The 24,074-nt window shown below is 75.7% G+C and carries 19 protein-coding genes and 1 pseudogene; 10 read left to right on the top strand and 10 right to left on the bottom strand.

Annotated features, from left to right (window positions below):
* Position 1: 1 nt before the first annotated feature.
* From ACSUPR_RS27455 to fxsA (ACSUPR_RS27445), 3 genes are all read right to left on the bottom strand, one after another.
* Positions 2–1,345, bottom strand: coding sequence for an HEXXH motif domain-containing protein (locus ACSUPR_RS27455; protein ID WP_436887729.1), 1,344 nt, complete (start codon positions 1,343–1,345; stop codon positions 2–4).
* Positions 1,346–2,572: an FxsB family cyclophane-forming radical SAM/SPASM peptide maturase gene (locus ACSUPR_RS27450; RefSeq protein WP_436887727.1), complete on the bottom strand. Its 1,227-nt coding sequence runs from the start codon at positions 2,570–2,572 to the stop codon at positions 1,346–1,348.
* A 146-nt stretch (positions 2,573–2,718) separates the two neighbouring features.
* Positions 2,719–2,976, bottom strand: a complete 258-nt coding sequence (gene fxsA / locus ACSUPR_RS27445; RefSeq protein WP_436887725.1) for an FxSxx-COOH cyclophane-containing RiPP peptide — start codon at positions 2,974–2,976, stop codon at positions 2,719–2,721.
* Positions 2,977–3,258: 282 nt separating this feature from the next.
* Between fxsA (ACSUPR_RS27445) and fxsT the strand changes: the two genes are divergently transcribed.
* The gene (gene fxsT, locus ACSUPR_RS27440) at positions 3,259–5,703 is read left to right on the top strand and encodes an FxSxx-COOH system tetratricopeptide repeat protein (RefSeq protein WP_436887723.1); all 2,445 of its coding nucleotides are present in this window, start codon (positions 3,259–3,261) and stop codon (positions 5,701–5,703) included.
* A gap of 17 nt (positions 5,704–5,720) precedes the next feature.
* Here fxsT and fxsA (ACSUPR_RS27435) read toward each other — a convergent pair whose 3' ends face one another.
* Positions 5,721–5,909 carry an FxSxx-COOH cyclophane-containing RiPP peptide gene (gene fxsA / locus ACSUPR_RS27435; RefSeq protein WP_436887721.1) on the bottom strand — a complete coding sequence of 63 codons (189 nt, stop codon included), beginning with the start codon at positions 5,907–5,909 and terminating at the stop codon, positions 5,721–5,723.
* A gap of 528 nt (positions 5,910–6,437) precedes the next feature.
* On the opposite strand from fxsA (ACSUPR_RS27435), the gene ACSUPR_RS27430 reads away from it, so the two are divergent.
* From ACSUPR_RS27430 to ACSUPR_RS27415, 4 genes and pseudogenes are all read left to right on the top strand, one after another.
* Positions 6,438–6,650, top strand: coding sequence for a CapA family protein (locus ACSUPR_RS27430; RefSeq protein ID WP_436887719.1), 213 nt, complete (start codon positions 6,438–6,440; stop codon positions 6,648–6,650).
* A pseudogene (locus ACSUPR_RS27425) lies at positions 6,625–6,810 on the top strand (CapA family protein); the annotation flags it as partial. The gene ACSUPR_RS27430 and the pseudogene ACSUPR_RS27425, both read left to right, overlap by 26 nt.
* 34 nt (positions 6,811–6,844) lie before the next feature.
* Complete coding sequence (locus tag ACSUPR_RS27420) at positions 6,845–7,117, top strand: hypothetical protein (RefSeq protein ID WP_436887717.1); 273 nt, start codon at positions 6,845–6,847, stop codon at positions 7,115–7,117.
* 4 nt (positions 7,118–7,121) lie between these two features.
* Positions 7,122–8,711 carry a hypothetical protein gene (locus ACSUPR_RS27415; protein ID WP_436887715.1) on the top strand — a complete coding sequence of 530 codons (1,590 nt, stop codon included), beginning with the start codon at positions 7,122–7,124 and terminating at the stop codon, positions 8,709–8,711.
* Positions 8,712–8,775: 64 nt separating this feature from the next.
* On the opposite strand, the gene ACSUPR_RS27410 is transcribed toward ACSUPR_RS27415, so the two are convergent.
* From ACSUPR_RS27410 to ACSUPR_RS27400, 3 genes are all read right to left on the bottom strand, one after another.
* Entirely contained in the window at positions 8,776–9,231 is a 456-nt protein-coding gene (locus ACSUPR_RS27410; protein ID WP_436892163.1) for a GNAT family N-acetyltransferase, read from the bottom strand.
* 116 nt (positions 9,232–9,347) lie between these two features.
* Positions 9,348–10,037 carry a hypothetical protein gene (locus tag ACSUPR_RS27405; RefSeq protein ID WP_436887713.1) on the bottom strand — a complete coding sequence of 230 codons (690 nt, stop codon included), beginning with the start codon at positions 10,035–10,037 and terminating at the stop codon, positions 9,348–9,350.
* A 20-nt stretch (positions 10,038–10,057) separates the two neighbouring features.
* Positions 10,058–10,900: a hypothetical protein gene (locus ACSUPR_RS27400; protein ID WP_436887712.1), complete on the bottom strand. Its 843-nt coding sequence runs from the start codon at positions 10,898–10,900 to the stop codon at positions 10,058–10,060.
* A 254-nt stretch (positions 10,901–11,154) separates the two neighbouring features.
* On the opposite strand from ACSUPR_RS27400, the gene ACSUPR_RS27395 reads away from it, so the two are divergent.
* Together ACSUPR_RS27395 and ACSUPR_RS27390 are read left to right on the top strand one after the other, a co-directional pair.
* Positions 11,155–13,434 (top strand): hypothetical protein, encoded by a 2,280-nt coding sequence (locus ACSUPR_RS27395; RefSeq protein ID WP_436887710.1) that lies wholly within the window; start codon positions 11,155–11,157, stop codon positions 13,432–13,434.
* A gap of 156 nt (positions 13,435–13,590) precedes the next feature.
* Positions 13,591–14,736 (top strand): hypothetical protein, encoded by a 1,146-nt coding sequence (locus tag ACSUPR_RS27390; RefSeq protein WP_436887708.1) that lies wholly within the window; start codon positions 13,591–13,593, stop codon positions 14,734–14,736.
* 616 nt (positions 14,737–15,352) lie between these two features.
* Here the strand turns inward: ACSUPR_RS27390 and ACSUPR_RS27385 are convergent.
* Complete coding sequence (locus tag ACSUPR_RS27385) at positions 15,353–15,949, bottom strand: histidine phosphatase family protein (RefSeq protein ID WP_436887707.1); 597 nt, start codon at positions 15,947–15,949, stop codon at positions 15,353–15,355.
* A 171-nt stretch (positions 15,950–16,120) separates the two neighbouring features.
* On the opposite strand from ACSUPR_RS27385, the gene ACSUPR_RS27380 reads away from it, so the two are divergent.
* Positions 16,121–17,074, top strand: a complete 954-nt coding sequence (locus ACSUPR_RS27380) for a hypothetical protein (RefSeq protein WP_436887705.1) — start codon at positions 16,121–16,123, stop codon at positions 17,072–17,074.
* Positions 17,075–17,452: 378 nt separating this feature from the next.
* Here ACSUPR_RS27380 and ACSUPR_RS27375 read toward each other — a convergent pair whose 3' ends face one another.
* Positions 17,453–19,498: a hypothetical protein gene (locus ACSUPR_RS27375; RefSeq protein WP_436887703.1), complete on the bottom strand. Its 2,046-nt coding sequence runs from the start codon at positions 19,496–19,498 to the stop codon at positions 17,453–17,455.
* 121 nt (positions 19,499–19,619) lie between these two features.
* A complete protein-coding gene (locus ACSUPR_RS27370; protein WP_436887702.1) occupies positions 19,620–20,243 on the bottom strand; it encodes an SEC-C metal-binding domain-containing protein in 624 nt (207 codons plus the stop codon).
* A 207-nt stretch (positions 20,244–20,450) separates the two neighbouring features.
* Here ACSUPR_RS27370 and ACSUPR_RS27365 point away from each other — a divergent pair, with 207 nt between their 5' ends.
* Both ACSUPR_RS27365 and ACSUPR_RS27360 read left to right on the top strand, forming a co-directional pair.
* Positions 20,451–22,535 carry an N-6 DNA methylase gene (locus ACSUPR_RS27365; protein ID WP_436887701.1) on the top strand — a complete coding sequence of 695 codons (2,085 nt, stop codon included), beginning with the start codon at positions 20,451–20,453 and terminating at the stop codon, positions 22,533–22,535.
* A gap of 153 nt (positions 22,536–22,688) precedes the next feature.
* A complete protein-coding gene (locus tag ACSUPR_RS27360; RefSeq protein ID WP_436887699.1) occupies positions 22,689–24,074 on the top strand; it encodes a hypothetical protein in 1,386 nt (461 codons plus the stop codon).

Below are 24,074 nucleotides of genomic sequence, written 5' to 3'. Positions count from 1 at the left end.
CCTACTCCCGGCTCCGGTCGGAGGCACCGGCCATCGGGGAGCCGCCGTTGCGCTCCGTCCAGCGGGCCAGGTGCTCCCGGGCCGCCCGGTCGGCGGCCTCCGCGGCCGACGCGGGCACCGGCTCGTCCTGCCACGCCTCCAGGGTCCGGGTGGTGGCGGGCAGGAACCGCTCACCCGCCGGGGTCAGGCGGCCCGAGCCCGCCAGCACCCGGGCGGCGTCCAGGGTGGAGCGCCGCCAGTGAGCGAATTCGGCGTGGGCGCGCTCCTGCTCCGCACCGGTCACGGTGTGCCGGTGGCGACGCCAGAACCCGGCCACGCCCAGGTGGGCGTACACCCCCTGGAACAGCCCCGCCGCGGGTCGCGGGTCGGGGCGCCAGGGCGCGTAGTAGCGGCTGCCGTCGTCGGGGAGGGTGAGCGGGACCAGGTCCCACAGCGCGGTCAGTTTGGCGTGCTGGACCTCATGGGCGAAGGTCAGTGCCAGTGCCACCGGGTCCGGCGGTGTGGACAGCCCCAGGTTGCCGTAGGCGTGCCGGGCGGTCGCACTGGTGTGGGCCCCGTCCCGGGTCCGTGTGGGGGTGAGGGTGAAGACGGTGTCGGCCGTCTCCCGCGCGACCGTCCAGTGGTCCCGCACCAGGATCCTCCAGGCCTCCCGCAGGACGGCGCGCCAGTGCTCGACCTCCCTGGCGCCCAGGCGCCCGGGGACGATGTCGGCCCCGGGCATGCGGTCGGGCTCCTGGTCGTCCAGCAGCAGGTCCAGGCGGTGCCCCGCGTGCTCGGCCTCCATCCGGCGCAGGGCCTGCCAGCCGGGTCCGTCCCGGTGCGGGTCCTCGGGCACCGCCACCTCCCCGTCCCGGGTACCCAGGACCGCCCGTCCGCCGGCCACCTCGGCGACCGCCCCGCCCCTGCCTCCGATCACCGCCCGTCCCAGGGAGACCAGCGGGGCGGTGGGCCCGTCCAGGGGCACCTCGATCCGCAGCGCCGTTCCGGCGCGCAGCGCGGCCGCGGCCGCCACGGACGCCAGGACCGAGACCCGGGGCTCCTCTCTCCGGTGCCCGTCCAGGGCCAGGACGGTGCGTCTGGCCCACACCCCGACCGTGGGGTGGCGCAGGGTGGTGGCGACCGCCTCGGGGGCGGCCTCCTGGGCCGCGATCAGGGCCCACCACGCCTCCTCCGCGCGGCCCGCGTCCGGGTGGTCCGCCTCCCGGGCGGCGTCCAGGACCCGCCGCACCAGCAGCAGGTGCTTGCCGTACTGGGCGGCGCGCAGGTGGGCGGTCGCCCGCGGTCCACCCCCTCCTTCGGCCAGGGCGTCGAACACCTCGTCGGGAACGGATGCGGTGGTGGACATTCAGTTTTCTTCCCGGATGCGGGCCACGTCGGCGGCCACGGTGCGGTGGACATGGGTGATCAGGCGGGCCAGGTCCGCGCAGTACACGGACGGATTGCGGAAACCGCTGCCGCTCCGGTAGCGGTGCGTGTACAGACCCCCGCCGCACACCCGGACCAGCGGACACGCCGTGCAGGTGTCGCTCAGCGCGCGCAGCCCGATCTGCCGGGCGACGATGCCCGGTGAGTACAGGGCCTCGGTGAAGTCGTGGGTGAGGGTGTGGAAGGGGGTGGCCGCGGCCCCCTCGGCCACGGCCTTGAGGGTGTCGACCTGTTCGACCGAGCCGTCGGTCTCGACCACCACCATGGCGGCCGGGGACAGGCCGATGGTCTCCGTGCGCGAGTGGGAGCCCAGGACGAGGCGGATGACCTCGGTGAACATGCGGATGTTGGTCTCCCGCTCGGGAGCCCCGTACCAGCGGTCGAAGACGGCGACCAGCCAGTCACCGTAGGGGGTGCCCTCCCCGGTCAGCCCCGGGGGCGGCGTGTCCCAGGTGCCGTGAGGCAGCAGGAGGTCGATGCCGGGAGGGTCGAACTCCAGCAGGGCTTCGTAGGTGGTGACGGGGTCGGACTCCAGGTCCACGGTGGCGAGCAACCCGGAGAGCAGGTGGCGGTGGCGGCGGGTGAGGCGCTCCAGCCCGGCCCGGGTCTCGGCGTGGGTGCCGCGGCCGTCGGCGCGTCGGCGGTGGCGGTCGTGGTCCTCCTCGGCACCGTCGATGCTGACACCGACGCGGATCCCCTTCTCCTCGAACAGGTCGAGGAAGGCGTCGTCGATGAGGACGCCGTTGGTCTGCAGACGCAAGGAGACGTGCACGTCGGGGTCGCAGGTCTTGTGCAGGGCGTCGGCGACGTGGCGGAGGTGGTCCACCCCGGCCAGCAGGGGCTCGCCGCCGTGCAGGATGACGTCCACCCGGGAGCGGCCGTGGGCGCGGGCGTGCTCGGCGATGCGTTCGGCGACCCGGTCGACGACCGGCCGGGCCATTCGCCGCGGCTGGCGGCGCCACCCCTGGTCGGCCATCTCGTACATGTAGCAGTAGTCGCAGGCGAGGTTGCAGCGGCTGTGGATCTTGAGGATGAACTGGAGGAAGGGCGTGGGCCGCCATCCCTGGGCGAGCAGGTCCTGCACGTCCAGCCCGGCGGGCCATTCCTCCTGGTGGGGACGGGCTGTCGTGACGAGGTCGTCGGTCACGCGGTGTCCTCCTGGGGGGAGAGCACATGAAAAAAGGGGATCGGCACGACTCCCCTTCCTGGGCATTCATATGCGAGCGGGGTACGAACATTGATCTCGGACAGCCCGGCGGGCACCGCGCCCGCCTGCGCCGGGCGGGAAAGGAATCACCTCCTGCCGCCCGTGAAGGATTCCCTTCCCTCATATCCGGAGGACCCGGGCTTCTGCGGAGGTATGTCGTTGTCCGACCGCTGATCGGACTCGTTGACGAACCCGGAAACCGCTTCGGGACCCACTCCCGGAGCCCCCAGGACGCCGCGCAGAACGTGGGCGACCACGGAGGAGTCCACTCCGGCGAGGTCCTCGAGGGACATCCCGCCCACATCCACCATGGCGCCGACGCGCTCCACCTGTATTTCGACCATCGTCCTCCGCCTCCGCCACTCCATCGACCGCCGACGGCCGGCCCGGGAGAACGGTACCGTCCCTCATCGGAAACCGCACTTCCTGCCGTCGTTACCGTCATTTACCCTGTTCTCCGCAGGGAAATTCGCGCTCACTCCACCGCAGGGGGCGACATAAAGGAAAAAGATGATGCTGTTGCCCGTGTGATCCGAGTGAAGTCACAAAGGGAACATGCGCACCACGGCGACGGCGGTCCACAGGAGCGGATCCCCACGGTCTGGGGCCGGGTGCCGCCGCGTTCCATGAACTTCATCGGTCGCGAGGAGCCCCTGGCCGGGCTCCGGCGCGAACTGCGCAGCGGAGCGGCGACCGTGGTCCTGCACGGTCACTACGGGGTCGGCAAGTCCCTCACCGCCGTGGAGCACGTCCACCGCTCCAAGGCCGAGTACGACCTGGTGTGGTGGATACCCGCCGGACAGCCCGGCCTGGTGCGTTCGAACATGGCCCAGCTGGCCCAGCACCTCGGGCTCCCCGGCCCCGGGGTGACCGGCATCGAGGACGCCGCGAGCGGCGTCCTCGACGCACTGCGGCGCGGCGACCCCTACCGCAGGTGGCTGCTCGTCTTCGACAGCGCGGACGAACCCGAGGACCTCTACGAACTCATCCCCGAGGGCACCGGCCACGTGCTCATCACCTCCCGCAACCACCGTTGGACGGGGCGGGCGACCACCGTCCCCATCGACGTCTTCCCACTGCGGGAGAGCGTGGAATTCCTGCGCAGGCGCGTACCCCAGGGGCTGGACGGAGCGTCCGCGGCGGACCTCGCCCAAGCCCTCGGGCACCTGCCCCTGGCCCTGGAGCAGGCGGGGGCCCTGCTGACGGAGACCGGCATGTCCAGTCGCGAGTACCTCCGCCTGCTGGAGCGGCGGCCCGAGGACCTGCTGAGCCAGGGACATCCCCCCGACTACCACGCGTCCCTGAGCGCCTCGCTCCAGATCTCGCTCAAAGAGCTGGCGACCGGCACCCCGGAGGCCGTGGAACTCCTGCAGACCTGCTCCGTCTTCGGCCCCGAGCCCATCCCCCGGGACGTCTTCTTCGCCACGGACAGCCCGCACGTGCGACCCGGGACCGCCGCCCTGCTGAACGACCCGATCAGGCTCAGCCGGGCCTTCGGCCAGTTGGGCCGCTACGCCCTGGTCAAGATCGACAACGCCAACCGCACCGTCCAGGTCCACTCCCTGGTCCAGAAGCTGATCCGCTGGAGGCTCGACGCCGAACGGCTGCGGGCCGTGCGCACCGAGGCGTGCGCCCTGCTCGCCGCGGCGGAGCCGGTGGGCATGCTGGGACGGCAGGACCAGGACCGCTACCTGGACCTGCTCCCCCACCTGGAGCCTGCCGGCGTCCCGCTGAGCGAACTGCCCGAGGCACGGAGGCTCTCACTCAACGTCCTGTCCTTCCTGTACTTCTCGGGCAACTACGCCACCGCCGAGAACCATGCGCGCAACCTCATCGCACGCTGGGCCGCCACCTTCGGAGAGGACGACCCCGACCTCCTCAAGGCCAAGAGAAGCTACGCCAACAGGTTGCGGGACCTGGGCCGCTATGAAGAGGCCTACCGGCTGAACGTGGCCATGCTGCCCCGCATCAAGGAGGTGCTGGGCCCCGACCACCCCGAAACCCTGACCCTGCTCTCGGGGATCGGCGCCGACCTGCGCGCCCAGGGCCGGTTCCGTGAGGCCTTCGAACACGACACGGAGACCTACCGGCTGCACGTGCGGGCCCTGGGCCCCGACCACAACGTCACGCTGCGGGCCCTGCACAACCTGGCCATCGACCACACCCTGCTGAGCGACTTCGCGGGGGCGCGGCTGCGCCACGAGCAGGCCTACATGCTCTACAAGCGCCAGGCATCGGCCAACGGGTCGCCGAACCTGGCGGCCTTCTGGAACAGCCTGGCTCAGGCGGTACGTCTGAGCGGGAAGTACGCCGAGGCGTGCGACCTGGGCGAGGAGGCGCTCGCCTACGGCCGGGAGCAGCTCGGCAGGGAGCACCCGCGCACCCTGCGCGTCCAGCTGGACCTGTCCATCGCCCACCGCCTGTCCGGGAACCTGGAGCGGGCACGCACCCTGGCCCGGGACGCGCACGACCGCTACCTGCGGCTGTACGACGCCGACCATCCAGAGACCCTGGCCGCGGCCATGTGCCTGGTGAACCTCATGCGGGTGGAGGGCGACCTGGACGGAGCCCTCTCCACCTCCCTGGACGCCATGGAGCGGTACGCCCGGGTCTACGGCCCCGACCACCCGTACCACCAGGCCTGCGCGGCGAACACGGCCCTGGTCCACCGGCTGCGCGGAGACCCCGAGCGGGCCCGCCGGATGAACGAGGCGACGCTACGGAGCCTGGACGCCCTCCTGGGGCGCGACCACCACTACTCCCTCGCGGTGGCCAACAACCTCGCCGGGGACCTGGCCGCCCTGGGCGAGACGGCCGCGGCCGTACGGTCGGGTCGGGACACGGTGCGGAGACTGCGCGCGCTCATCGGCGACGAGCACCCCATGACCCTGGCCGGCACGGCCAACCTGGCGCTGGATCTGGCGGTCCTGGGCGAGGACGGGGAGGCACGGAGCCTGACAGAGGCCGCCAGGGCCTCGTACACCAGGGTGCTGGGAGCCGGGCACATCCTCACCCGCACGATGGCGGCGGGCGGGCGCATGACGTCCGACCTCGATCCGCCGCTCCTGTGAACGGCCCGGCTGCCCGCCTACCAGGGGCCGCCGTCGTCACTGTCGTTGGAGAAGGCGGCCACGCCCTCCTCAGCGTCGGGGGTGGTGGCGAGCACCGCGCGCAGCGCCCGGGCGATCACCGTGTCGCCCGCCGTTCCGAGGTCGCGCAGGGACAGGCCGGAGACCTCCACCAGGCCGACGCCGGGGGAAAGGGGTTGCTCGTCCATCGTCTCCTCCGCAGCGGCCGACCGGTGACGACATCCTAAAGGCCCCTCGGGCACCGGACGGCCACTCGACCCGGGCCCGGGCGGGGAGCCGAAGAAATCTCTGCGTTCTTCTCTCTTCATTGGAACGGTTTCATTATGTTAAAAGGCGTTTTATCCCTTTGCCGCCAATGACACCGCTGACCACCCTTATCACCCACTCCGTTCCTACCGTGGGACGATGAGCCGGACCGGCCTGCGCGTCCTGTCCCTGCTGACCTCGGTGACGCTGGCCCCGACCGCCTGCTCCATCCCCGACGGAGCGCACCGCCGGCGCGGCTCCGCCGATCCCCTCCCCCGCCGCGCACGTCCCCCGCACCCTGAGCGTGATCGGCGGCGTCATGCTGGTGCACGCCTCGGTCTGGGAGCAGGCCCGGCAGGACGGGGACGGCGGGTTCGACTTCGCCCCCCTCTTCTCCGGGATCTCCCCCGCCCTGGAGGGCGCCGACCCGGCCCTGTGCCGTCTGGAGGTGCCCTTCAGCGGATACCCCCGTGTTCAGCGCTCCCCCGCAGGTCGCGCAGGGGCTCGCCGACTCCGGTTACGACGGCTGCCCGACCGCCTCCGACCGCACCCCGGACAACGGCGAGGCCGGAGTGGTCCGCACCCTCGACGCCCTGGAGGGCGGCCGGGCCGGGCGCGGCGGGCAGCACCCGCACCGAACAGGAGGCGCGGGATCCGCTGATCTACCGGGTCGAACCCGCTGACGGGGGCTATCCGGTACCGGTCGCGCACCTGTCCTACACCTACGGCTTCAACGGGTTCCTGCCGCCGGAGGGCAAGGAGCGGATGGCCGACCTCATCGACGAGGAGGCCATCCGCGCCGAGGCGGCGCTGACCCGGGAGCGGGGCGCGCAGATCGTCGTGCTGTCGATGCACTGGGGCACCGAGTACGCGCACCATGCCGGCGGGTTCCAGCTGGAGCTGTCCGACCGGGGTCCCCCTGGGGCCGCTGCGCGTGGTGGACCTGGCCGACGAGCCTGCCTCGCCCGACCCGCCCGGGCACGAACGGGAGGTGTACCGGGCGGCGGTGGAGCGGATCACCGGGTACGTCGACGGCCTGGGGGGTGAGCACGCGACCCCGACCGCGCGCCCGGTGCGGGTGTCCGGTGCCCGAACCCGGTGCGATTTCGGTGTTCCCGGTCTCGGCAGGCGCCGCACACGGCTAATCTGAAGCGGTGAGTACCACCACTTTCGGTGAGACGTCCATGACCCCGGGCATCGCCTCCGCGGTGCGGGCCTGCCTGGAGTGGGCGGGGGACGTCGCCACCGGACCCGCCCCGGACCCCGGCGCCCTGGCCCTGCTGCTCACCGCCCACCAGGACCTCGGGGCCCCCGACCCCGGGGACTGGTCCGTCGACGACGTGCGGGAGGTGGCGCGCGCCGTGCGCGCCGGGATCCGCCCCCTCGACGGGGTCCACGGCGCCGGTGACCCGGGCGGGACCGGAGAGGTCCTGCGCTCGGCCTGGCTGACCTGGTGCGACCACCTGGTCGACCAGGGCGGCCTGCTCTCCGACGAGAGCCCCCGGCGGCTGCGGGCCGCGATCGAGGAGGCCGACCTCGCCCCGGGGCGCGGGACGGGCCCCGCCGCGGTCCCGGCGGCCGCACCGGTGCTGGCGGACCGGTTCGAGCAGGCTCCGCCGTGCCCCGTCGCCCCCGCCGAACCCGGGGACCTGGACGAGGCCGCCCGCCGCTGCCGCACCCTGGCCGACGCCGCCCGCCTGACCGTGTGGGTCGACCAGGGCAGGGTGCTGCGCCCCGACCCCGACGGCCGCGACGCGCTGTGCGCCGAGGACGTGCTGGCGGCCGCCGCGCACCTGGAGACCTCCCCGGCCGACATCGACCACCTGTTCGGCGTGGCACGCGCGGCCCGCCTGCTGCGCACCACCTACACCCGGGTGCTCACCGGACGGGCCGCCTACGCCTGGTCGTCCGGGGTGCCGGGGGCGGTCGCCGACGCCTGGGCCGCCGCGCTGCCCGCCATGGCCGCCGAACACGGCACCGCCGCGCTGCTGGTCCTCACCGACCTGTTCCTGACGGGCCGGGAGCGCACCCCCGAGGAGATCGCCGCCTCCTACCGCGGCCGGAGCGGGGCCGACCCGGAGTCGGTGCACTCCGCCCTGGAGCTGCTCGCCGACCTGGACGCGGCGCACCGGACCGGCGGGGGGTTCCGCATCACGCGGCTGGGCGACCACTTCATGGTGCGCCAGCTCCAGCGGGCCGGCGCCGCCGTGCGGGTCACCCGCGCCATCGCCGACATGGACGCCGGCGAGGTGCTGTCCCTGCTGGAGGAGGGGCGCCCGGTGGACACCGACGGCCTGCTGGGCCGGTGGGCCCGGGGCCGCGACATCGACACCGTCGCCCGTGAGCTGGTGGGGGCCTGCGCCGAGCCCGGTGCGTGGCACCGCCGCAGGCGCGTCTTCGCGCTGCTCGCCGGGCGGGGCGTGGACCCGGAGAAGGGCCTGCGCGCCCACCTGCACCACCCCGTGCTCGGCGGGTGGGTGCGGCGGCTGCGGTCGGGCGACCCCGAACCGCCGACCTCACCGGTCACCGCGTGGGCGCTGCTGGACGACTACGCCGTGCTGCTGGAGGCGGGACTGCCCCTGCCCGCCGGGGACCGGGACCGGCTGTCCCCGCACGCCTCCCGCTTCGTCCGCTCGGTGCGGTCCTGCGGCCACCCCGTCGCCGACGGCGTCCTGGACCGGTTGGCCGACGGGGAGCTGGGGCTGGACCTGGCCCGGGCCGCCCGCCGGGCCCGCCCGGACTGACCGCCCGGGCGGGCCGCCCCCGCGGTCCCGCCACGGGCCGCGGCGCTACGGCCCCGCTCCGCGCTCAGTCCTTGAGGAGCAGCTCGTAGGTCTGGAGCGTGACACCGGGCAGCGGTGACCAGTCGCGTTCGGGCACCCGGACGAACCCGCGGGCCCGGTAGACGTACTGGGCCGAGAGCATCTGTTCCTGGGTCGACAGCAGCAGCCGGGAGACGCCCTCCTCCCGGGCCCTCTCCACCAGCGCGTTGACCAGGGCGCGGCCCACACCCCTGCCCCGGGCCTGAGGCGCCACCGCGAACGCCCGCACCTCCGCCTCGTCCGCGCCCCGGGCGATCTCGCTGTGCTCGGACCAGGGCTCGAACATGATCGTCCCCAACAGGCGACCGTCGTCCTCGGCGACCAGGATCTCGCCGCGGCCGTCCGCACCCAGCAGCCGCAGTGTCTCGACGTAGTCCGGGTTGACGTCCAACAGTCCGTCGGCCGTGTAGGCGATAACCCGCAGCTCGCTGACGGCGCTCATCTCATCGGGAAGTACTCGACGCACGATCATGGTCGACATTCAACATGATCGGAGGGGGCGGCGTGTGGGTTCGCCGCGCCTCCCAAGACGCCGAAAACGTCACCGTGAGTGACTTTTTACGTGGGTTCATCCCCTCTCCCGGTTCCACGGCCCGCCCCTCCGAGCAGGGATTCCCCACCCGTGGACGGTTTCCGGCCGTCACGGAACGCAGTCCCGGTCAGGCCGCGCAGGTACGCCTGGGCGTCGGCCCAGGCGTCGGTGGCCGCGCCGGGCGGGCGCAGCCCGCCGGGGTCGCCCGCCCACACGGGACACGGCGGAAGCGGGGCCGCCCGCTCCCAGAACGCGGACGCCGACGGCGGCCCCACCCGCACCTGCGGCCCGGCACCGGACAGCCCCCGCAGCAGCTCCCACCGCTCCAGCCCGCACCAGGCGAGGAGCAGGTAGGGGTCGGCGTCGAAAGCCCGTGCCATCGCCGCCACCACCTGCATCCCGTGCGGGCAGCCCCGTACCGGGCACGAGCAGGACAGGTCGATCCCGGCGGGGTCTGCGGGGAACAGCTCGGCGCGCTCGCGCCGGAACACCGCGGCCAGGGCGGCGGGGGCCCGGCCCAGCAGCACCTCCTCGCGCAGGACGGGGTCGGCGGCCACCGCGGCGACCGCCCGGTCGCGCACGTGTCCGGGCAGCGGGTCCCGGCGCGCCGTCACCCAGTGGTGGCGGCGGTCGCGGCTCACCCGGGCCGCCGCGAGCCCGGGGCCCACGTCCAGCCAGCCGACCGGTGCGGGCTCCACCGCACCCCAGGACGCCACTGTGCGCGCGCACCCCCACGTCATCGGCGACCGCCGGGCTCCACCAGGACCGCCGCCCCTGTCGGGCGCCCGCGCGCCGACCGTTCCGCGGGCCGCTCCCCGGCGGCGGCGCGGTGCGCGCGCACGAACCACTCCCGGGTGGGGGCGGCTGCCGACAGCAGGTCGGCGCCCCCGTCGGGAAAGCGGTACGCCAGCCGCTCGCGGACCGCGGCGTCGGTCAGGGAGCACAGGCATTCCAGCAGGTCGGCGAGGACCGCGGCGCCGGCCCGGGCGGGGTCCGGGTCGGGGTCGCGGTGGGCGCGCAAGGGGGGCGGCGCCGCGGCGGCCGCGTTCCGCAGCCAGGCGAGGCCCGCGGGAGCCAGGACCGGGCGCCAGTGGACCCTGGCCCTGTCCTCGTGGTGGACGGCGGGGACCACGCACCCGGCCCGGGCGTGCTCGTGCGCGGCCCGGGCGAGGGCGGCCAGGTGGAGCAGGCCCGTCCCGGTCCGGGGTCCGGCGGGACCGGTCAGCAGGCGCAGCGCCGCCGCGGGTCCCAGCTCGCGCACCGGTACCGACCACGGGCGCAGGACCGGCGGGTCCGGCGGGGCGAGGCCGCCGTCCGGGGGGAGGTCACCGCCCGGGGGGAGCAGGCCGGGCGGGGCTGCGGGCCGGCGGGGCCGGCCGGGCAGGTGCAGCACCGCGGTCCGGGGTGCGTCGGAACCCAGCCCGCCCACGCACCGCCCCAGGTCCGCCGGGGGCAGGGCGTAGGGATGGAGCGGCACACGGTGGCGGGAACCGGTCACGGCGGGCCGTGCGGCGTCCATCGCCCACACGTACAGACGGTCGTTGAACCAGAAACCCTCGACGATGTGCTGTTGGAGCATGCGGTCCAGTGTGGGCTCAGGCCCCACTCCGCGGAGGGCTTTCCCGGGAGAGGGACGACCTTCGGACTCCCGCCGGGTACGTCTGTGCAGGTGGTGGCCGTCCAGGAATTCTGATCCTGGATTTCGGATTTTCGATCCGGGCCGTCCCGAGATTCGGTAGGAACCACGACCGAAAAGGTTATCCACAGCCCTCCGGCACGATCCCGCCGCCCGTGCCACCATTTCCGGAAAAGCCCCACCGGAAGGTGCCGCGCATGATCACCGACACCGGCTGCCCCCCTGTCGTCCGCCTCCTCAGCGACGCGGCGGTCCTGCCCCGCGGCGGCTGCCCGGCGCACCGCCGGGTGCGGGCGGACCACTCCCTGGGCCCCGCCGGGCACCGGCCCCGGGAGGCGCCCGTGGCAGTCCTGCACGCCGTCCTGGACCTGGTCGAGCACGAGGACTGGTCTCTGGAGAGGGCCTGCGCCCACCCGCCCCCGCCGGGGCGGCCCCCCGTCACCGTGCTGGGCGAGCGGGTGCCCCCGGTGCACGACGGGGTGCGGCGGTGGGTACACCACGCCGCCCGCACCCACCTTGCGGCGACGGCGGGGCGCACGCCCACCCCCGACTTCTGGGTCCGCCAGTACATGCCCGAACGCGGCGCCCGCCACCGCCGCCCGTACGAGGTGCGCGCCGCAGGCCGCTGCTACACCCGCGGCGCCGCCCGCGAACTGTGGGTGCCGGAACCGGGCGCCCTGCGCCGGGCCCCGGCCGACGCGGGGGTCGCGGTCGCCGCGTACGTCCTGGCCACGGGTACGCCGGTCGACCGCGAGGCCTACGCCGCCGACCCGGACCGCTACCACGGCGGCGCCCCGTACCCCATGCGCCGCCGCTGCGGACCGCCGGAGCGGGTGCGGGTGATCCGCGTGTCGTGCCTGGACGGTGCCGCGGAGACCCGGTTCGACGGCACCGTCGCCGACGCCGAGGACCTGTTCGCGTCCCGGGGCCGCGAGGGGCTGCGCGCCGCCCTGGTCGGCGGAGCCCGCGCCCCGGGTGCGGACTGCCTGGCCTGCGGGGTCCGCAGCGGCTGCGGGCGGCTGCCCCGCACCCCGGGCCTGCTGGGGCTGGGACCGGCCCCGCAACGCCTCTCCTGGTCCCCGTCCGTCGCCCGCGAGCACTCCCTCTGCCCGGCCCGCGCCCACTTCCGCGCCCTGGGCCTGCCCGCCGTCCCGCACACCCCCGCCCGACGAACACTCCCCGCCACACCCCGCCGGCCGGACGCACCGGCTCCCCCCGAGGCGCGTCCGGCCCTCGTGGGAGCCCCGGCCGGGCCCGCCGCCCCCCGCTCCCCGGGAACACCCGGGCACCCCGACCGGCCCACGGCCCCGCCGCAGGCGGTGTCCGGGACCGGAACCCCCCGCCCGCCGGACGCACCCGTCCGCCCCGCCGGTGACGCGCCTCCGGAGGAGACCTCCGCCCACCGGGCCGCCACGCCCGCACCCGCGACGCTCCGGGCGCCCGGGCCCCACGCCGCGTACGCGCCCCCGGCGGAGACCGCACCCGTCACCGGGCCGTTCACCCCGTCCACGGGACCCGTCCCGCCCCGGGCACCCGGCCGCCCCGCAGGGGACACCTCCCTGCCCGGGACAGCACCCCGCAACGGAACCCCCTCCCCGGCGAAAACCCCCGCAGCGCCCGGGAGACCCGACCGGGACGCACACCCGACCCCCGCGGAGACCGGGACCGCACCCGCCGCCCTCCCGCCGACGGACACACCCGAACCCGGGGCGGCCGGACGGGGCGCCGGGGGCACGGACGCACCGGCCCGCGAAGACCGGGGGCGGCCGGCGGAGGCGGCGGTGCCCGCTCCGGGGAGCGCACCGGCCCGGAGCGGGGACGGGGTGGTGGCCGGGGCGGTACGGGCCTGGCTGGAGCGGGCGCACGAGCGGCTGCCGCGGCGGGCGTGCGAACCCGCGGACCTGCCGGTGGACCCCGCCCGGTGGGCGTGCGCCGGGCGGCGGCTGTTCGGCGAACGGGCCCGGAGGGCCGCCGCCATGCTCGCCGCGCACATCCCGGTCTGCCCGTTGCGCGACCTGCCGGCCGGCGACCACGTGCGCTCCGGCCCCTCCCTGACCGCCGACGACACCGACGCCGACATGCTGGTGGTGTACCGCACGGACGTCCTGCACCACCGACGCGGCTCCTGGGTCCACCGCAGCGTCCTGATCTCGGAGGGCGAGCCGCCCCGGGCGACCGGGGCCGCGCTGCTCGACGAGGATCCGCGCGCCGCCCTGGGCGTGCTGTTCTTCGCCGCCGGGGTCATCACCTCCGGACCGGAGCCGGCGGTGGAGATCGAGGTCCTCACCCCCGGCGGCGCCCGCGTCGAGGTCCTCGACCCGGCCTCGCCACCGGTCCTGGCGGCCGCCGAGCGCACCGTCCACGCCCTGGCCGCCCCATGGCATCGGGACCGGGCCCACACCCCCGTGCCCGGGCCGGCCTGCCGCACCTGCCCCTACCGGGTGTGGTGCCCGCGGGGGGAGGACGCCGCCCCGTGACCCGGCCCCGCGCGCCACCGCCGGGGGCGGCGCCACCGCGTCGCCCCATTACCGGATACCCACGCCTCCCGGGGCGGTTATTCGTAATACGGGTGACCCCGCTGAATCCCGCTGACGGCGGCCCTCCGGATCACGAATAACGCTAGTCTCCATGCCATGACGCAGCACAACGAGACCGCAGGGGTGCCCTCCTCCGGTCAGGTCCGACGACCACGGTTCCACAGGCCCAACCCGGACCTGGCCGCGGCGATGGAATGCGTCCGCTGCCACGAATCCGGTGTGGTGAACCCGCCCGGCTGGCCGCCCAAACCGCCCAAGCGCCGGGAGGGGCCGCCCCCGCCCACCCCGAACCCCAACCGGGACCTGCCCCTCACCCTGCACAAGATGGAGTTCCTGCGGGAGGTGTGGTCCTACGTCGCCTCCAAGCAGGTGGGCAGCGACCCCGACAGCCGCTACCTCGCCCTGGTCTGCGCCCTGCGGGGCGCGATCCGCGGCAAGGTGTACCTGCTCGGCCAGGACATGCGGATCCTCCGCCTGGAGGACCCGCACGCCTCGCTCGGCGACCTGATCTCGTCTGGCTGGCTGGTCACCACCCCCGAGCGGGTGATCGAGTCCCACCCCTCCGATCCCGCCCTGTGCGACCTGCCCGACATCGAGGGCAACCCCTGGAACATCGGCCAGGGGGTGCGCTCGCGCGCCTCGGGCTGGGTGGCCCGGGCCATGGGCCACAAGAAGATGCGCAAGAAGCCCAACCGGCTCCGACTGACCGGCGCCTACCTGGCATCGCGCGCCGAGCCCGGCGGCCGCATCCGGGTCCCCCGGGTGGAGGTCACCGTGGCGTGCGCCCTTTCGGGCCCCGACGAGCTCACCGAACTGCTCGAATGGCTGGAGCGGATCGAGTGGATCGTCTCGGTCCGCGACGACGGCGCGGTCATCGAGGCGGAGCTCGGCGAGACCACCGCCTGGCTCGCGCCCCTGGCCCCGCCACCGCCGACCCCGCCCCGGACCTCTCCGGCCACGACACCGCTGGACGCCCCGGTGGAGGAGCGCGCCGACGCCCTGCTCGGCGACCGCGCGGCCGAGGTCGCGCGCTGGGCGGGCGAATACCGCTCCGACCACGGCCACGGCCCCAGCTGGTCGGCGGTGGCCGCGCACTTCGGATGGCCGCCCCGGTCCGCCCCCGACCACGACGTCACCCAGGAGATCTTCGGACGCCTGGAACGCGAGGGCTGGCTCACCGGCTTCGGTGTGCCCTTCGGCCTCAGACCCGGTGCGGCTCTCGACCGCGAGAACGCCGCGTAGACCTTTCCCCTAGCGACGGCGCCCCCTCCGGTGCCGTCGCCGCCGTCGGCCTCGCCCTCCGGCAGCCCCCGCGCGGAGGGCGGGTCGAGGTGGCAGGGTCCTCCGTGTCCCCCGTTCAAGGAAAGGCCCTGCCACCGACGGCGCACGCGGCGCGCCCCCGCGCTTCCGCGTGCCGATGACCGTCCGCCGTCCCCGAGGGGAACCGTCGGCGGACAACGCCCCTCTCATCTGGAGAAGGGGCACCGACGGCCGGGCCCTCTCCATGTCCCCTGTTCGTGTGAGGACCCGGCCGTCCCCGTCTCGCACGGGTTGAGGCAAAAGGTTCCGGAGTGGCCTCATGTGGCCCCTGAGGAACCGGTGGCGTAGACCCCACGTCAAAAGAAACGACCGACCCCGCCACGAGGGCGGGCGTCGATTCCGGTCCGTCGAGCCCCGAGTTTCCCCTGCTCACCCCTGACAGGACCACCCCTTCACCGGGGAAGCGGCGCCAGGCCAACGGCCACCCCGGGCGCCTCATCCGTCCGGTCCTGACCGTCGGTGGGAGATCCGTCCCTCCCCCGCTCCGGTCACCGGGCGCACCCTCTCCCGCGCACCCCCGATCCCCGGCCCCGGGCCGTCACGGCACCAGGTTCCACGAGGAGACCACCGGCCGGTCGTGCTCCCGGCCCAGCGTGCACACCGCCCCGGTCCCCAGGGAGAACAGCGCCCCCGCCCGGCCGTCCAGCCCCAGCCACCGCGCCGTGAGCACCCGCAGCACGTGCCCGTGCGCCACCAGCACCGTGTCCGCGGCCCCCTGCTCCCCCACCTGCGCGGACAGCGGCGCCAGCACCCGGTCGACCCGTGCCGCCACCTCCTCCACCCGCTCCCCCGGGTGCTCGGCATCACCCGGGATCACCCCGTCACGCCACAGGTCCCAGCCGGGCCGCTCCCGGCGGATCTGCACGGTGGTCATCCCCTCGTACCCGCCGTAATCCCATTCCCGCAGGTCGGGGTCTGTCCGTGTCACGGCGAGACCGGCGAGTTCGGCGGTGCGCGCCGCCCGCCGCAGCGGACTGGCGACCACCCGCCCGACCGTGCGCCCGGCGAGCAGGGGCCGCAGCGCCTCCGCCTGCCGCTCCCCCTCCGCCGTCAGCGGGACGTCCGTCCGCCCGGTGTGCCGCCGCCCCGAACTCCACTCCGTCTGCCCGTGTCTGACCAGCACCAGTTCACCCATGGTCGGTGTTGTGCCCCGCCACCGCCCGCGGCACTCCGCCCGCCTGTCGGGCCCCGCACCCGCGGCCCCGCCGCGGCACTCCGCGCACCACCGCCGCGACCCCACTACCCTGGTGTTCCGCGCCGCCCGCCCGGGGCCGCGCACCCGGACCGACGACCCGAACGGACACGCGTGGCCACACACGGTTTCGCCGCCTACCGGCTGTGGGCGGCTCCGCCCGGCCGCCCGGACGACCACCCGCCGGTGGACCGCCTCGACAACGAGGGCACCGACCTGCTCGACCTCCTCCACGACGCCGTGCGCGCGTTGCAGGAACGCCCGATGACCGACCCCGAGCGCCGCTCCCACCTGTCGGTGGGCGCCCACCGGCGGACCGGCGACCGCGAGATCGAGGTCCGGCTGGACTACGGCAGGTTCGGCACACCGGGCACCATCCGCAGCGTCGACGAGAACCGGGACCCCTACCACTACGGGGCCCAGGAGGCCGCGACCACGCACCTGCGCGCCCTGCTGGTGGTACCGCAGGGCGGCGCGCACGCACTGGCGATGACCGAGCGCCACCAGGGCCGGGGCGCCGGGACCATCCTGCTGGACCACGTCAAGCGCTGCGTGGACGCCCGGCTGGGCGGGCGCCTGTCGCTGCGCTGCGCCCCGCTGTCGGACTCGGCCGCCTACCGCAGGTTCCTGGAGAGCGCCCACGCCGTGAAGGTGGAGGTCGTGGAGGTCACCCGCGGCGCCGACCTGTTCAACCTGGAGGACCCCCGGCCGATGGGCACCTTCCGGCACGTCCTGACCCCGCCGTCGGGCCAGCGCCACCTGCCCGCCTCCCTGACCGAGCAGATCCTGGCCCGCCGGGTGGACCTGGCGGGGCTGTTCCACCTGCGCGGCACGGACAACATCACGGAGGTCCGGCTGACCCTGCGCGACGGTGCCCGGCAGAAGACGGTGGTCCTGGACGACGGCGGAACCGCTCCGCCGCTCACCCACCTGCTGGCCGAGGACGGGGCACCGCGCCCCTCCGACGAGGCCGCCTACCGGCGCATGCGCGAGGTCGCCGCCGAGGCCCCGCTGCCCTGGGCCGACCCGGCGCCGCCCGCCGCCGACGGGGCCCTGCTGCCGGACTGACCCGCCCGTCGCCCCGGCAGCGGAACGCCCCTCCTGTCCAACGCACGGTCCCGGCCCCAGGAGGGCCGGGGCCGTGGCCGTACACGGGGCCGCCGCGCACCGGAAGGTCCCGGCCACGGGCACGCCCGCACACAGAGCCCGCTGCGCCACCTCTCCGCCCCGGCGGGGACCCGGCCGACCCGCGCACCGCAGGCCCCGCGGCCACGGGCATACCCGCACGAGGGGAAACGACCGGTCCGCACCCCGGGAGGTCCCGGCCACGGGCACGCCCGCACGCGGAGCCCGCTGCGCCACCTCTCCATCCCGGCCGGAGACACGGCCGACCCGCGCACCCGAAGAACCCGGCCGGGGCCTGTGCACCGCCTTCCCGGCGGGCCCTCAGGCGGTGCGGTCCCGGGCCGGGACCAGCCCCAGGGCCTCCCGCAGCCGCTCGCCCTCGGCCTCCTCCAGCCCCTCCCGGGCACACGCCTCGGTCAGCGCCCGGTCCAGGCGCGCCGACCTGCGGGCCACCGCCTCCGGGTCCGCTCCCGCCAGCCCGGCCACCGCGCACCCGAGCGCGTACACCGCCTCGTCGAACCCGGCGCCGTCGGCCAGCGCCGCCCGCAGCCAGGGCCGCAGCGCCCCGCGCACCCGCTCGTGCGCCCCGAACTCCAGCAGCGCGTACCACGCCGCCCCCAGCAGCCGTTCCCCCTCCTCGCCCGGCTCGCGCAGATGCCGCGCCAGGAGCACCGGCACCCCGTCGGCCTCGGCCGCCACCAGGCCCTCCAGCAGCCGCACCCCGGCATCGGCCCGCACCGGCGAGGTCGCCCCGGTGTTCCAGGGCAGCGCCCCGCCGATCCACTCCAGCGCCGCCCGCACCAGCGCCGGGTGCAGCCCCTCGTACCGGGTCAGCTCCCGCAGCGCCGCCTCGGCGTCCTCGTCCACCTCCACCAGCCACTTCAACCGGGTCAGCGCGCCCACCGGGTCGGCCTTGCCGTACTCGGCGCACACCCGCGCCACCACCCGGGCCGTCACCACCGACGCCGGCTCGCGGGCCTCCCCGTACAGCCGCTCCCGCAGCGGCCGCGCGAACCGGGGGTGCACCAGTGCCGCCGAGGACAGCGCCACCACCGCCTCCACCAGGTCCGGCTCCCCCACCCAGGCGTCGAAGAGGTCCACCAGGGCGGCCGGTGCCCCGCACCGGTCGAACAGCGAGAACAAACGGGCCCCGATCCGGTGCGCGGTCTCCCCGCCCCGGCGCACCGCCTCCGCGGCCGCCCACCGGGCCAGGCCCGCGCGCACCCCCGGGTGCTCGTTCCACAGGTGCTCCAGCACCCGGTCGGCGCGGTCCTCCCGCTCGAACAGCACCTCCCCGGCGGCGGTGCGCCGCGCCCCCACCCGCTCCAGGGTGGGACCGATGCCCGCCCCGGCGATACCGTCGGTCTCCCGGGGCTCCACCCCCAGCTCCCCGGCCAGGTCGCGGGCACCGGCCAGAGCGGCCTCGACCGGCTCCCCCTCCAGGACGGCCAGCGCCGCGACCACCACCCGGCTCCACACCCCGTCGGGCCCGGTGGCGTCGGTGAACCAGGCGGCGACCTCCCCATCGCCCCGGTGCCGCTCACGGATCAGGGCGAGCTGCTCGTACTCGCCCGCCCGGCGGTCACGGCCGGTGAGCACCGCGTACGCGGTCCGGGCCAGCGCGGCCGCCTCCCCCGGTGTCGCGCCGCGCAGCATCCCGCACCCGTCGAGCTCGCGCGCCCAGCGCGCGGCCCGGTGGCGGTCGCCCAGCAGGCACCCCAGGTGAGCGGCCAGCACCTCCCTGCGCCCGGGCGGCCGGACGCGCAGGTGCACCGCACCCGGGATCGGGGCCACATCCCACTGGCCGGGGTCGGCGATCACCACCAGCGCCGCCCCGCCGTGGGCCGCCGCCACCGCGAAGCCGCCCAGCGCGCGCAGGAAGGCGTCGGTGAGAGGCCCGGCCCCGGACACGTCCACCAGGTAGCCGCGGCCCTCCTCGGGCCAGACCCCCTGGAAGGGCTCGTCCTCGTCCAGGTCGGCCATCAGCGGCCGCACCACCAGCCCGGCCCGGGTCAGGGCGGCCACCGCCGTACCGGTGCGGCCCTCACCGGGCAGGCCCAGGACCACCCCGCAGCCGGGGCCGCCCTCGCGCAGGCCCGCGCACAGCTCCGCGAACCCGGGGCCGTCCCCCGGCACGAACGAGGAGGCGGTGAACTCCTGGTGCTCGCGCAGCAGCCAGCCCAGGCCGACCCGCTCAGAAGCGGTGAGCCGGACATCCTCCATCACCAGCGCGCAGTGCAGGACCCCCTCGACGCCGTCGCGCACCGCCAGCCGGCCCCGCCCGCCCTCCACCGGCAGCGCGGCGTCCAGCGGCGAGCCGGGGACGATGCGGACGAGCCCCTCACCCGAACCCGGTGCGACGGCCACGGCCCCTCCAGAAGAGAACCTCCGGGCACCCGCACGCACCCGGAGGACAGCATCGTAAGCCACGGCGGGGCGGCCCGGTGCGGGGATCGCACGGCCCGGGGCCCCGGAGAGGACCGGCCCGTCAGGCCTCCGCCCCCGGTGGCGTCCACCCCTCCCCCTGGCGCTCGCTCCAGAACCGCCCGGCCGCCTCCAGCGCCGCCAGGTCGTGGCCGTCCGGCTCCAGACCCGCCTCGCCCCGCAACCGGGCCCGCCCCACCAGGGGGCCGAGGTCGAACACGCTCGCCCCGGCCAGAGAGTCGCCGGGGCGCTCCAGAAGCTCCCGGGCGGCAACGTTGTAGCAGTGCAGCGCCCGGGCCGGGTCCCCGTCTCCCTCGAACAGGTCGGCCAGCAGCCCGGCCGGCCCCGGCTGCAGTCCCCCCGTCCGCAGCAGGTCCTCCACCATCCGCTCCGACTCCGCCCCCCGACCCTGGTCGCGCAGGTCGCGGGCGATCTCGATGAGGGCGTACTGGGCGTCCTCGGGGGCCGGCGGGTGATCGCGCAGGGCCTCCAGCAGCCGCAGCCCCCGCTCGCGCTCACCCTCGTGCAGCAGGTGCTCGGCGGTCTCCACCAGGATGGTTCCGGCCTCCTCCGGGTAGCACTGCAACTCCCGGAGCAGCCCCTCGCGCAGCTCGAGTTTCTCCAGGGTCTCCGCCAGGGGTGCGGGGACCGTTGCGGGGTAGGACGCCCCGATCGTGTCATCGGCCATGGAAACGAAGCTAGACCGCGCGGGGCCGCCGTGTGGGCTGTTCGTCCGAATCAGGACCTGCGCACCACACCCCGCACCCGGACTCCCCGCACATACCACCGGATGTGAATCCGGCCAACCACTCCTCCGGAAGGATCCGGACCGGTGTTCGGAACCGCATGTGTACACTCGTGACCTGTTCGCTCGCCAGCGTGGATGGGACGGTTCATGGACACCGGTGACGTGGAGGTGACCTCGGCGGACATCGCCAGGATCGCCGGGGTGAAACCCACCGCGGTCAGCAACTGGCGGCGCCGCCACGACGACTTCCCGCGCCCCGTCGGCGGCACCGACCGCAGCCCCCGGTTCGACCTCGCCGAGGTGGAGCGCTGGCTGTCCGCCCACCGCCGCGCCCCCACCATCGACCCCGACCAGCGCCTGTGGCAGGCGGTGGACTCCCTGCGCTCCTCCACCCCCGCCGAGACCGCCCTGGCCTGGGTCGGGACCCTGCTGCTGCACCTGCACCGCCACCCCGACCCGCGCCCCGCCGGGACCACCGACCCCGCGGCCCTGTTCGAGACCGCCCGCGCCGGGTTCGGCGCGTCCCTGGCCGACGCCGGCCTGGAACACCTGACCGGAACCGGCACCCCGCCCGCCGCCCACCTGCCCGTCCTGGCCGACGCCGCCGTGCGCGCCGCCCGCGGCAGCAGCCCCGCCCTCGCCTTCGAACGCCTGCTGACCCGCCTGGACCAGCGCGCCCCCTCCGGTTCGCACACCCTGCCCCCCGCCCTCGCCGACCTCATGGTCCGCCTGGCCGCAGGCGGGGTCGGCGCCGTCGCCGACCCCGCCTGCGGCCGCGGCGAACTCCTGCTCGCCGCGGGCCGGGCCGGGAGCTCCCCCCTGCACGGACAGGACCGCGACGCCCCCTCCGCCCTGCTGACCGCCCTGCGCGCCGGATTCGCCGGCCTCCTCGACCAGCGCCTGGCCCTCAGCGTCGCCGACGGCCTGCGCTCCCCCTCGCTGCCCCCACAGGGCGCCGACACCGTCCTGTGCGCACCGCCCTTCGGCGAACGCAACTGGGGCGCGGAGGACCTCGCCGAGGACGAGCGCTGGGTGTACGGCACCCCGCCCCGCCTGGAATCGGACCTGGCCTGGGCCCAGCACTGCCTGTCGCTGGCCCGCCCCGGAGGCTCCGTCGTGATGGTGATGCCGCCCGGCGCCGCCGCCCGCCCCTCCGGCCGCCGCATCCGCCGCGAGATGCTCCGCGCGGGCGCCTTCCGCGCCGTCATCTCCCTGCCCCCCGGCCTGGCCGCCCACTACGCCGTCCCCCTGCAACTGTGGGTGCTGCGACGCCCCGAACCCGGGCACGCCCCCGGCCCCGTCCTGCTCGCCGACACCTCTCCCCACACGCCGGGCGAACCCGCCGACGAGACCGCCGTCGTCGCCCTCGTCGACCGGCTGTGGAACGACTTCCTCGACGACCCCGCCCGGACCGCCGTACCCGGTGTCGCCCTCGGCGTGGACGTCGTGGACCTGCTCGACGAGCACGTCGACCTCACCCCCCGCCCGCGCCTGCCCCTCCCCCGCACCGCCGCCGTGGACGTGGAGGAGTTCGGCCGCGACCGCCGCCGACTGGAGTCCTGCCTGCGCACCCTGCGCACCCTGGTGCCCCGGCCCCCCGAGGAGGCGCCCCGGGCCGAACCGACCCGGGTGGTCACCCTGGCGGAACTGGCCAAGGCCGGATCGGTGACGATCCGCCGCCCCGCCCACCGCCGCGGCGCCCCGGGCCGCCGCACGGACGGCCACCGGATCACGGCCAGGGTGATATCCGGCGAGGACGTCGCCCTGGGCCGCCCGGCCTCGGGCCGGGAAGAGGTCGACGCCGACCCCATGCGCAACCCCCCGGTCCAGGAGGGCGACGTGCTCATCCCCGCCGTGGCCCCGCGCCCGGTGGCACGGGTCGCCACCGAGGCCGACGCCGGCGCCTACCCCGGCCCGGGCCTGTACGTGGTGCGCACCAACCCCGGCGCGGTGGACCCCTGGTTCCTGGCCGGGTTCGCCACCAGCACCGCCGAGAGCCGGACCACGGCCCGGGCCGGCAGCAGCATGCGCGGCGGCCTGCGCCTGGACCCGGCCCGGATGCGCCTGCCCGTCCTGCCCGTGGAGGAGCAGCGCCGCCACGGGGAGATGTTCCGACAGGTGGCGAGGTTCCGCGACGCCCTGCACGAACTCGACTCCCTGGGCCGGGGACTGGCCGACCGCAGCGTGGACCTCATCGCGGGCCGCTGGGCCCCGGGACCGCCCGCCACCTGACCCCCGCCGTGCCCCTTTTCCCAACGAAAGTACGGTTCGCCGCCCCCGCCCACCGGGTTTTCCACACCAATGTCGCGGAAACCCACCCGAGACCCGTCCACGGAGCGATAGAGAAGGTGACGTCGATTCCTTCCTCGTAAGGAGAATCCGGGAGTGGACACGCCCTCTCACCACCCGCTTCCCGAGCCGCCCCGGGTCTCGGCCCGCCCGGTGCGCCTTCATCCGCAGACACAGCTGGCCTTCGCCGCCTCGCACTGCCCTCTGTACGCCAACACCCTGGCCCTGGCCCGGTGGGCGGGCCCCACCGTCCCGGTCAGCGCCCACGGCCTTCCCGAGACCCCGCTGATCCACGAGGCCGTGCGCACCCTCTCCCTGTGGCCCGCCGAACCTCCGTCTCCCGGACCCTCCCCCGACGAGGCCTGGGACACGCCCGCCCCCGCGTTCGCCCTGCCCTGGTGGCAGGCGATCCGGCTGGGCATGGTCGAGCTCGCCGCCGGGCAGGCCCGGCCCGCCCCCGACCTGGAGGAACGGGCCCGCGACCCGCGGCAGATCCTGCTGTGGTGGAGCGACATGTTCGAGACCACCGTCGAGGGCGCCCGCGGCGACCTGACCACCACCGAGCCGGGCACCACCGGCCCCGACCTGCTCCCCCTGGTCCTGCGCTCCCTGTACGAGGCGCCCGACCGCTCCCGCGTCCCCCTCACCGACCTGGTCGCCGGGCTGCTGGCCGACCCCGGCACGGTCCCCCTGTCACCCCGGGTCCGCCGACGCCTGCCCGACCTCCTCCTGCACATGCTGTGGCAGCTGGCGGAGACCGGGGCGGTCCACCTCGACCACCGCCGCCCCGGCGGCGGCCCCTGCCTGGTGCGGCTCACCCCGCTGGGACGCTACGGGGTCCGCCAGATCCTGCTGTCGGTGGGCGTGCCCGCCCCTCTCATCGACGACATCGGCCGGGTGGGAGCCGCAGAGTTCCTCGACTCGCTGAGGTCCTTCTCCTCCGACGGGCGGCTCATCGCCATCGACTCCTGGCTGGCGGCCCGCACCCCGGCCCGCGCCCTGCGGGAGGTGTGCGAGGCCGTCGACCGGCCGGGGGTGGAACCGCGCCGCTGGGAGGGCGCCGCCGTCCTGGACCTGACCAGCTCCCACCTGGGCCCGCAGCTGCGCGGCCTGCTGCACTGCGACCGGCCGCCCCGGGCGCACCTGGCCGCGATCGTCCTGCTGGGCTCGCGGATGCTCCGCCAGGACGAGATCGACCGGATCATGGCGGGCCGCGGCCCGTGGGTGATCGTGGACATGCTCGCGGCCGCGCTCTCCGGCGGGGAGGAGGGCCTGGCCGACTTCCTCGCCTCCCCCGCCACCGGCGGACTGGAGTCCCTGCTCCTGGACGACGTCGACCGGCTGCGCCGCGCCGGCCACCCCGACACCGTGGGCGTCCTGGAGGCGCTGGGCCGCGTGCACCCCGACCCGGAGCGGGCGGCCCGGGCCCGCACCGTCGCCTTCCTGCTCCGGACCCTGGGCCGCCCGGACCGTCCCCGGTGA

This window comes from Nocardiopsis dassonvillei (genome assembly GCF_964273065.1).
Lineage (GTDB): Bacteria > Actinomycetota > Actinomycetes > Streptosporangiales > Streptosporangiaceae > Nocardiopsis > Nocardiopsis dassonvillei_B.
Note: the sequence above shows the minus strand (reverse complement) of the source record. Positions and strands in the feature narration are given on the sequence as shown.